At 34.3% G+C, this 11,463-nt stretch carries 3 protein-coding genes and 1 pseudogene; all 4 read right to left on the minus strand.

The annotated features are described in order from the left end of the window. Window positions 1-64: 64 nt before the first annotated feature. A complete protein-coding gene (locus UIB65_RS00790; protein WP_330039254.1) occupies window positions 65-658 on the minus strand; it encodes a pseudomurein-binding repeat-containing protein in 594 nt (197 codons plus the stop codon). 62 nt (window positions 659-720) lie between these two features. Continuing rightward, the gene (locus tag UIB65_RS00795; RefSeq protein WP_330039255.1) at window positions 721-1,770 is read right to left on the minus strand and encodes a hypothetical protein; all 1,050 of its coding nucleotides are present in this window, start codon (window positions 1,768-1,770) and stop codon (window positions 721-723) included. Window positions 1,771-2,064: 294 nt separating this feature from the next. Further along, the gene (locus UIB65_RS00800) at window positions 2,065-10,380 is read right to left on the minus strand and encodes an Ig-like domain repeat protein (RefSeq protein ID WP_330039256.1); all 8,316 of its coding nucleotides are present in this window, start codon (window positions 10,378-10,380) and stop codon (window positions 2,065-2,067) included. Between the two features lie 221 nt (window positions 10,381-10,601). After that, a pseudogene (locus UIB65_RS00805) lies at window positions 10,602-11,463 on the minus strand (hypothetical protein); the annotation flags it as partial.

Here is an 11,463-nt window from a genome sequence, read left to right on the forward strand (position 1 = left end):
AACGTTATCAGTTCATATAACTGCACTAACATATGTTAATTAAACATATAACAAATTACTGGTCCTAGCTTGTCGCACTACGATAATATACCTGTCCCCAGTCCACACAGTTGGAACCTTTACCTGCTTTAGCATCAGTTATTGTCTTTTTGTCAGTCTTTTGTGAATCGAAGTATTTCAGGTACAATTTGATTTTAGCTATTACTGCTAAAGCCTCATCTATGGTGTTTCCTTTGAAGTTGAATGTTTTGACAAAGAGCTTCATTGTGGAATCCTCATAATCAGGCAATGTTGATTTTCTATATACGATTGCAGGAAGTCTTCCGTTTGCCCTAATGTATGCTTCTGCTCTTATGGCCATGTCAATATAGTCTGCCTTGTCAATTTGAGTTCCGTCTTTTAGTGTTACATAGTTTGGAAGGAAATCCAGTGACTTGTTGTCCTTAATCACTGCCATGGCATACATTGCCACTAGCTTATCACCTCCTAATTTCTTCGCTTTCTTTTCTATATCTTTGCAGCTGCCTTTTAATGTTAGTATCTGGTAGTAATCACGTTTTTTATACTTCTTTTTGTTCTGGACAAGCCAGTAGGCTATTGAATTCATTGCCTGACAAAAGCTTGTCCAGCCAATATTATCTTTTTTATTATCTGACATATTATATTATTTATATATAATAGCTATTATATTTATTGCATCCCTCCCAAAAGAACATGATATCATAAAGGCTTTGAAATAACCTTCACCCTTCCGTTTACAATCTTATAATCGTATCTTCGATAGAGTGAGATGTTGCTCATTGCCTTGATGTATTCAAACTTCAGAAAGTCCGGATTGTCCTTATAATATGCCTGCCGTGTCTTGTTCTTGCCACGGCCGTGAAGCATGTCAACACTATCCATGCCCAGCAAATCCCCTTCAAAAGACCCTTGAGTCAGGTATGTTGAGTTGAATTTCCTTAACATATGAGGGCGAAGCCGTGCATAGCCACCGACCTCACCGAAACCCAAATAATCATTCAGCTTTTTAAACTTACGATTTACATGGTTCATATTATACTTCAAAAGTGGAGCGTCCATATCAAAATCTTCATGCTTCAGTTTGATTTTTGCAATCCTCTGCACGCATTCGGGATTGAGGAAAGTGTAGTATGGCTTGTCTGTCTTTTGCCTGAGTAATTTACATGTGCATACGACATTGTTGTTTCTGGCCAAATACTTTAAAGCGTCATGAAAATTATCTTTTTTGTGATATGTCTTTGTTCCTTCAAATAGTGTTCTGTTTGTCATGGATTTGGCCTCACAACGGCTTGCACCTGATGATATGATAACCATAATCCACATCTTCAAGTCATCGTCTGCAAACTGCATTGCAAGTCTAAGTTCATCCTTGGTCGGTAAATCAGCAAAGCTTATCAAATCGTTTTTATTAACATACTTTTTGTTGAGTGGCGGTATGAATGGTATTGTTACCCTGTTGTAATGATAGAATGTCTTGATTTTTGATATTGAGTTTGTTATTGTGTTTCCTATATTGTTTTTGATGAGATAATCCCTGAATGAGATTATTCTGTCGTATATTGTTAATCGGTTTTCCGGAGTGTGGTTTTCCTGTTCGGTTATTGCTTCATCCAACAGGTCGCATAGACTCATGTTGTGGAATGCTGTGTATTTGTTGAATACTGTCCTGTATGATTTTATAGATCCAACGCTATGACCTGACTTCAAGTGAAAATCATCAATTAAATCCTGGTCTTCAGTGTAATACATTTCTATAACCTCTTAATTATCTTGATAGATTAACGCCTCATAAAATGCATTTCGTAATTTTACTAGTTATCCACCATATATAAATAAGTTATGTTACTGAATAGGAACCATGACACAAAACAAGTATCGCAATGCTTGAAGAAACAGTTAATTATTATATTAATAAGAATTGCATCACATATTTTAATTAATTGAATTTTCAATTAAATTGATTTTGAGTATAAAAATAGCCTCTTTGAAATGCTTAATCTACACGAAAAAAAGAAAAAATTTGAGGAATGTTAAATTCCCCATTTATTTTTTAAATTTTATAGTTTTCTTGACTTTATTTTTACCATAGATGACCTGATAGGTGTACTTTTTGTTTACCTTAAGCTTTTTGTAAACGCTGTTTTTAATGGTAAATGTTACAACACCCTTCTTGTTGGTTTTTACTTTGAAAGTCTTTTTGTTGAACTTCAAGGTAACCTTCTTGTTTTTAAGGTACTTACCGTTGACCTTTTTGAGTGTCACTTTAATTTTAACAGTTTTAGCAGACCTTTTGGCGTTAATGTTTTTAGCTGTTATGATACTTTTAACGGCAACCTTCTTGGTAATTGTGACATTACCGTAGGTTGCTTTGACAGTGTAGGCTTTTGGAGCCAAGCTGATTTTCATTGATGCATAACCATTCTTATCAGTTGTTTTAGTGTAAGTCTTACCGTTAATAGTAATCTTAACCTGTTTATTCGCCAACGGTTGGCCATCACTGGTTAATCTGACCTTGAAGTACTTGCCTGAAGTGTAGAGCATGCTCAAGTTGGAAGCAGTAAGTTTTATTACTGGCACATGCTCTTTTACAACAACACTGGACTTGGATGTCTGTGCGTACTTACCGTCACCAGAGTAAGTTACAGTAATGTTGTGTGATCCTTCAGCTAATTCCGGAATGCATACAGTTGCCTTACCGTTTACCAACTCCTGAGAGTATGGAATGCCATCAACAGTAACAGTCAATGTACCAGTTGCATCCGCTGGAAGAGAAATGCTATAGTCACTTCCTCTTTGAGGAATGCTTAATGCATCATCAGGAATGCTGACGGACTGATTAGTGTTATTTCCTGAAGTGGAGTTATCATCACCAGTTACATTTCCAGTATTATTTCCGCCAGTAGAGTTTGCAGGATTTTTAACAACAACACTGAACTTGGTTATTGGTGAGTATTTGCCGTCACCGGAATAAGTAACAGTGATGTTGTGTGAACCCTCACTTAACTCAGGGATATTTACTGTAGCCTTACCATTAGTTAAAGTTTCACTATAATCTTTACCATCAACAGTAACTGTCAATGTACCTGTAGCGTCAGATGGAAGTGAAACACTATACTCAGTAGCGTCACTTTCAGGAATGCTAATTGTTTCATTGGTAACTGGAACATTGACCTTTAAAACACTGAAGCCGGTTGAATTAGTGGCCTCATTGAACTTGTCATCACCGGCAAATCTAGCAACTACCGTGTAGTTGCCAACAGCCAAATCAGAAATATTCACACTAGATTCCCCATTACTGATAACAAGCTCATAATCCTTATTGTTAACATTAACAATGAGTTTTCCTGTCTCCACTGAAGTTCTGACATTGACAACCACAGTTTCACCGACACTAACATCATCCGCACTGATGACGAGAACAGGATCTGCTTTAACAGTTGCATTAGTTGAATTGTCCCCAGTAGTGTTTGTGGAATTATCTCCTGCAGTGTTAGTTACATTGATAAGTGTTGTTTTAGTCATTCCTTCATATTTGCCATCACCTGAGTATGTGACTGTCATGTTATACTCACCGTCGGCCAATTCTGGAATGTTAACTGTTGCCTTACCATTTATTAGAGTTTCAGTGTAGTTTTTACCATCAACAGTTACTGATAAAGTACCTGTTGCGTCTCCAGGCAGGTTAATGCTCACACCAGATGAAACATTTTGACTGTCAATAACCAAAGTGTCATTGTCAAGCTCAACTACTACCCTAGGAACATTAACATCAATGATTTTAGTTGCAGAACCATATTTGCTATCGCCGGAATACAATATAACGGCATTGTAGCTTCCCGGAGCCAAATCACCAATATAAACAACAGCAACCCCGTCAGTTAACTCTTCAGTGTAGACTTTATCTGCAATTTTCACTGTTAATGTACCTGTAGCGTTGTTCAAGTTAACAGAAACCTGTGAAGCATTCCACCAACAGTTACTGTCATTAAGCTCAATGATTATCTTTGGAACTTTAACATTGACTGTTTTATTGGCACCAGTGTAGTTACCGTCACCTGAATAGACGACAGTTGCAGTGTAGTTTCCAGGATCAAGGCCAGTGAGCTCAACAGAACAGTTACCATTAATGACATTACCAATGTATACATTTCCGTTGATGTCTACAGTCAGATTACCTGTTGCATCTGATGGGAGCATAACGGATACTGCAGGAACAGTAACGTTGGATTTGACAACGAGATTTTCCAATGTAGCAGTGATTTTTGGAACTTCAAATTGGATTGTCTTTTCGGTTGCACCGTATTTTGCATCGCCTGAATAGGAAACAGTTGCACTGTAATTTCCAGGATTCAAACCGGTGATTTCAACAGAACAGCTGCCGTCAATCAATTCATTAATGAATTCCTTATTGTTTACGGTTACGGTAATGTTACCAGTAACGGCCTTGTCGAATTCTACATTAACAACAGGTTGCGGACTTGGAGACATGACACTTAAAGTAGTGTCATTGAAGCTGACCTCAACCATACCAATGGAGAATCTGAAAATCTTGCTGACTGCTTCGTATTTATCACTGCCCACATATGTTACTGTGGATTGATAGTTTTCAGGAGCCAGACCAGAGACTTTGAGAGATGCAACACCACCATTTAATTTACTTGTGTAATTGGTGCCGTTTACACTAACCACAATGTCACCGCGAGCATCACCCGGCAAGGTTACATCGACTATTATTCCGTCATCGAGTTTAGAGATGATTAAATTGGAATCATTGAACTGTAAAACAATTTTTGGAACTTCAAAGCGGATTTCTGTAGTCGCCTTGGAATATCTGAAATCACCACCATATGTTAATGTTGCAGTGTAGTTTCCAGGTTCCAAACCAGAAAGGATAAGTTCCTCTGAAATATCTGCAGAATAATCTTCACCATCAACTGTTACTGTGAAACTGCCGGTAGCATTATCAGCTAATTTAACTGAAACTTTAGGTTCTGCACCTGACTTGACAATGACATTGGTGTCATCCAAGATTACTTTAATTTTGGCTGGAGTGATGCTGACTGTTTTAGAAACACTTTCATAATTATTGTCACCTGAATATGTGAGTGTTGCTGAGTAATTTCCTTCAGGCAAATCATCAACAATAATAACAGCATTACCTGCAGTTATTGTTTCTGTGTACTTTTTGGTACCAATAGAAAGTGTCAGGTTACCTGTTGCATCATTTGGAAGTGAAACTGAAATTCTTGAGACAATATTTTCAGTTGTTATTACCTCATTTAAATCTATGTTGTATTTAGGAATTTCAATGCTGAAAGTACGGTTTGCCTTATTATATTGCCTGTCACCGGAATATGTTACAACTGCATCCCAGTCCCCTGGAGACAACTTATCTATTGTAATGCTTGTTTGACCATTTATTAATGCTTTATTGTAGGTTTTGCCTGCAACATTGACTGTCAGATTGCCCTGAGCATTAGTTAGGCTGAAGGTGAATGTTTGATTGCCGTCAAAGAGGATGTTGTTTGCAACATCATCAGTTGACCTAACAGCAAAAGTCTTAGTCACAGTAGTTTCTTTAAATCTCATATCACCAAGATAAGACACACTAACGTCATAGTAACCAGCAGACAAACCAGAAATTACTTTGGTTATTTTAGCATCTCCCGCATCAACAGTTACATCTTCACCGTTTACATTATATGAAACACTTCCAGTGGTTTGACTGTTCCATGTGATTATGATTGTTGCTTTTTGGCCTTCAACAATATCATCAACACTTACTTTCAAATCAGAATCACTTAAAGGAGCATAAGTTATTGCAGTGATGCTGTTTTCAGTTGGAACATAAATCAAACCGGAAGCATCCATTACAGGATTTCCGATGATTTTAGAGTCCAAATCAGATTTCCAGAGGATGTTACCTTCACTGTCAAGAGCATAGAATATGTTGTTTGATCCAAAATACAAGTTATTGTTAGCATCAATAAGGATTCCTGAAGTTACCTTTAAATTTGAAAACTTGGACTGAGTACCGTCAACAATATCATACTTATAGATAATTCCTTTAGCATTGACATGGTATAGACCTTGCTCATTGTCTAATGCTATTGTGGATCCAACTCCTCCTGTAACTTTGGTTTTCCAAACTTGCACACCATTACCATTATATGCAACAACACTGTCACTTAAAAGAGCATAAACAATATTGCCCTCACCAATGATTGGTCTTACAGGTAAATAATTACCTGATTTTATTGCAATAGTCTGCAATGACTTAGCATCAATGATTCTTAACCTATTGTCTGAGACAACCACAATAATGTTTTCGTTTAAGGTTGGAGAACACAACGGCATGGTGTTACCTATGCTTATTAGTGTTGGGTCACCTCCTTTCTCCCACAACTTATATGGAACAATTGTGAGTTTATAGTCTTCAGAAGTGAACTGATACTCACTTGCAATGTATAAAGTTGCACTATCATCAACTACCGGAGCAAAGAAACTGGAACCCTGATAAATATTGGATTCCCCCCACCTTTCACCGGAAGTCTGATTGATGAAGTATAATGTGTCACCGGATTTAGGTGCAATGATTACATCACGGCTGATTGCAACACCTGAAAGGTTACCTGCCGCAGCAGTGGATGTGAAATACCACAACTGACTGGTCTGATTAAATGCATAGATACCAGATTGAGTTGGTAGGTAAACATTGCCTAAACTGTCAATAACTAAATCCCCTGATAAAGTTTCGTTGAATGGAATAATGAAAGCTATATTTCCATTAGTTGAGGTTTCATACTGAGATTTATGGGAGTTTACTGTGTTGAAACCTTCATCTGAAACTTGTGGAATCGGATACTCACTAACAGTAAAGCTAGTGGAGCTAGATACAGTGTAGTAATTGTTACCGTTGTATGTTGCAGTGTATGTGTAGTTGCCTATTTCCAAATCAGAAATAACATATGAAATCTCACCAGACATAGGAATATTGATGATATCCTCACCGATAGTGAAAGTACCAGTGGTCCTTTGAGGAACAGTAATGACAATCTCAGCAAATTGACCAATCTTAATATCGCTAGAAGAGATAGTAAATGTTAAATCAGCCTTTGCAATATTGAAAGTACTTGTTTTGGTCAAGTTGAAGTATGTATCATCACCTGTGTAGAATACACTGATGTTTTTATTAGACCCTGCATCAAGATTGGCGAATGTAACTTCAGCTTTACCATTAGATAATTTAGATTGGTTTGATTTGCCATCAATAGTTACTGTAATATTTCCGGAAGCATCATCATTTAAAGTGACTTTAATTACTGCCACATCACCATAAGAGATATCATCTGTTTTAATAGACATTGTAGCATTTAAATTATCCACTTCAATGAACTTGGAGTCTTGACTTGTCAAATATTTCTCATCACCATTATAAACTGCACTGATGCGATAATCTCCTCTTTTGATGTTTTTAATAGTGAAGTTTGCTTTGCAATCGGTTAATGTTAATGTTGTAGAGTTATCGTTAATTGATAAAGTAACATTACCTGTTGAAGTAGCAATTGTGGTAATTGTTATAATGACATCTTCACCAACATTAACAGTGCTAAGATTCAATTTAGTGGTGGATTCATACTTGTTAACATTAACTGTTGAAGTTAACTCTTTTGAGAGATACTTCTTATCACCAGTGTATGTTACAGTAATATTGTATGTGTCTGCTTTTAAGTTTTCAAATGTGAAAGTGGATTTTGCAGATTGAATCACTTTAGTTTGTGAAAGGTTTCCAACATTAACAGTTAAATTACCTTCCGCATCACTTGGAGTTGTTACAGTGACAACTACATTATCACCAATCAGGATATCATTTGTCTCTAATGAAATGCTTGCATTAGATTTTAAAAACTCAAAAGACTTAGTGGCATTGATGTTATTATAACTAACAGTTAAAGCACCATCACTAAAAGCAGTTAAAGTGTAAACAATGCTAGAATCAATATTGACAGTACTTTGGCTTGAAACACCATTCAATACTGTGACGTCAAGATTGATATCTGGTAAGTTTGTGTATTTGCTTCCATCATTTAAATAGAAAACTGCTTTAACGTTTGTTTTTTGATTATTCTCCAAAGCATTAACATCGGAAGTTAGATTTAAAGTAATATAGTTACTTAACTCTGAAGGAACATTACCCCACCAATTATAATCCAAAACACAATCGTTAATATTACCATCCACTATTTTAGAATTGTTTAACAATATGGAATTGGTTAAAGAAGTAAATCCATTATTGTGAACTAAAACTGCATTGTTATTTGTGAAAATGCAATTGGAAATAATAAGATTGTTCTTATTTTGCTTGATGAAATTCTCAGTGTTCAAATTATTGATTTTCAGATTTTTCAAAGTGAAGTTAGCGTTACTGATAAATGAAGTAGTGCCCGTTAATGTAGCATTGCTTTCTCCTTTGATTGTAACACCGTAATCAATTTGAATATCACTTTCTGAGTAATCACCATCTAACAGAATAATGTTTTGACAAACATTTGCAAGCTCCAAAGCTCTTTTGATAGTACTAACTGGGGCGTCTCTAGAAATTCCATTGTTAGAATCATTTCCATTACTTTTAGAAACGAATACATAATCTCTAGTGCTTGTTATGGTTACTTCATTGGATTTACGGTTTGAAATGGTTGGAATTACATAAACATCACAAATATCCAAATCACCAAAATCAACAGTGAAAACAGTTGTATTTACAGTTTTAACATATTTATTGTTAATATAAACATCATACTCTGTTTTATCTAAAATGTCATCATCATAATAACTTGGATTTTTTAAAGAAGCATTAACTTGCAATGTTGCATGTTCTCTACCTTCACTTAACTTAATAAGAGTTAAATTGGAGAATACAATTGAATTTCCTTCAAAGTAGTTATCTGAAACATTAAGAATAGTTCCATCCACATGAAGCATTAAAACATCATTATGCCTAGTATGATTTATAAATGAATTATTTACTATAATTATATCGGGTGATCCATATGTAGCAACATCCATAGCTCTAATTGCAGTACCATATGCTGCAGAATTAGCAATAAAAATACTATCCAAAACAGTGAGTGAACCTGCATCCATCAAAGCTATAGCACCACCATTTCCCAAATCATTAGACAATTCATCAGTAGCCCAACAATTGTTACTATTATCCTTAAAAAGACAATTTTTAATATAAATATGCGGATCAGTTTGGTAGGAACATGCACCTATTGCACCACCACCAGCATTAGTAGTACAATTGTTACCTATAAAAACAGAATTATAAATTTGTAAATAACTGTAGGTATATAGTGCTCCACCATTCCAACCAGCAACATTATCTGTGAAATTAGAATCATAAATTGTAGTATTACCACCATTATGAGTGTGTATTGCTCCTGCCCACCAAAAAGACCTGTTCTTAACAAAAGTAGTATTATAAACAGTTAACTTACCACAATTATTAATACACCCTGGTTCAGTAGATGCATAGTTATTTTCAAAATAACAATTACGAACAATCATATCTGTAGATTTTACACTATTGGGATCATAAACACTAACAACACCATAAGCACTAGTACAATTTATAAAACTACAATTATCTAAAGTAGCAGAACCTTTTTTAAGATAAACAATTGTTGCATGCCCATACTGAGAAAGTATATCCTGAAAAATACAATTCTTAATAACATTGTTTCTTTTTCCACCCATCTGCATAAATATACCATCACGAGTTCCAGCACCTACAACAGAATATACTGACCAAATATGTTTGAAAGTAACATTTTCAATATTTAATGAAGCATATTTTAAATTATCCTCAACTAAAAATGCTACAAAACGTATGTCCCTAACATTTTCTGGTTCATCACCAATATATGAACCATCACTTCCAATAATTTTCACATTATTTTTAATTTTAATTTGATAAATAGGATCATGAGGATCTGTGGGGTAGAAATTAGTATTTTCTTTTAATTTTAAAGTATAATCTTTATCTGTTTGTGCACAATAATATTGTAATTCATTCCAATCATTTACTACAATTACATCTTCATCACTTTGAATTACATCTTGAGAGGAAGCTTGAAGAACATTTGAATCATTAATATTACTATCTTCATTCATACAGTCAATATTATCTACAGTTTCAACTGAAGATTCGACACTTAAAGAGGAAATATTATCTACACTTTCCATTGGTGATTCATCATTTATTGATGTGATATTATCTCCTATTTCATTTGCAGATACTATACTCATGCTTAAAAACAAAACAAATAACATCAGTATAAAACATTTATAATTCATAAAACAGCTCCTTTTTTATGAAAATAAACTTTTATGAAAATCTTAATATTATTTAAATGTTTTAAATTAAATATTAAAGAATTGATTCATTAAAAGTTATGAATAATATAATCTGTGAAAAAGAGTAATCTAATTAAAAGTAAAAAAATATAAAAGGATAAATTTATTGAATAAAAAAGAAAAAAATTGAAGAGTAGGTTTACTCTCCATTAAATGTTTTTTTATTTTATTCTTATTTTTATTGTTTTGCTAGATGCTTTGTAGGTTTTGTCACCTGCAAATTTAATCTTAGCAGCGTATTTACCTTTTTTAGTTATTTTTATGGTAAATTTAGCTACGCCTTTTTTGTTGATTTTTGCAGTGTAGGTTTTACCATTTACTTTTAAGGTTACTTTTTTACCAGATTTTAAGTATGTTTTTTTATCATACTTGTTTTTAACAGTCTTAAGTGTTACGCTAATCTTTTTGGTTTTTGTTTTAGCTTTGAATACTTTGTTTGCTGCTTTAATGGTGGTTTTCTTTTTAGTAACTACTATTTTTGATGATGTAATAAATGCTGCATTATACTCATCATCACCTTGGAAGGATACTGCAAAAGTGTATGTGTTAGCATTTGCGAGATTTACTTGTAAACCTGCTTTTCCTTCATCATCAGTAGTTCTGTTATAGATTTTACCATTAAAAGCTATTTGAACAGTTTTATTAGCTAAAACATTACCTTCATTGTCTTTTAAGATTGCGTAAAACATTCCACCTCTTTCACCTGCATTGTAATCTACTGCAGCACAGGTGAAAGTCTGATTAGCAACAATAAGTGTGTCTTTTTTAGTAATTGGTTTGGTTGAGTTAGTTTTAATAGTAGCAGTACCATTAATAACATCAACTGGATATTCTACACCATCAACAACAATTGTAACATTAGATTGTGCTTTTTCTAACTGAGTAGTTAAGTTATTTACTTTTTGATTAGCTTCAGCAAGATCTTCAGATAATTTAGTAGCATTAGCTTGAGTTTCATTTAACTCAGCAGTTAAATCATCAACCTTAGCATTAGCCTCAACCAAATCATCAGACAACTTAGTA

The sequence above is a fragment of the Methanobrevibacter sp. genome (assembly GCF_036307625.1).
Taxonomy (GTDB): Archaea; Methanobacteriota; Methanobacteria; order Methanobacteriales; family Methanobacteriaceae; genus Methanocatella.

What these genes read in the sequence shown, in the direction of transcription:
- UIB65_RS00790 (WP_330039254.1), bottom strand. Translation starts at nt 658, where the DNA reads ATGTCAGATAATAAAAAAGATAATATTGGCTGGACAAGCTTTTGTCAG.
- UIB65_RS00795 (WP_330039255.1), bottom strand. Translation starts at nt 1,770, where the DNA reads ATGTATTACACTGAAGACCAGGATTTAATTGATGATTTTCACTTGAAG.
- UIB65_RS00800 (WP_330039256.1), bottom strand. Translation starts at nt 10,380, where the DNA reads ATGAATTATAAATGTTTTATACTGATGTTATTTGTTTTGTTTTTAAGC.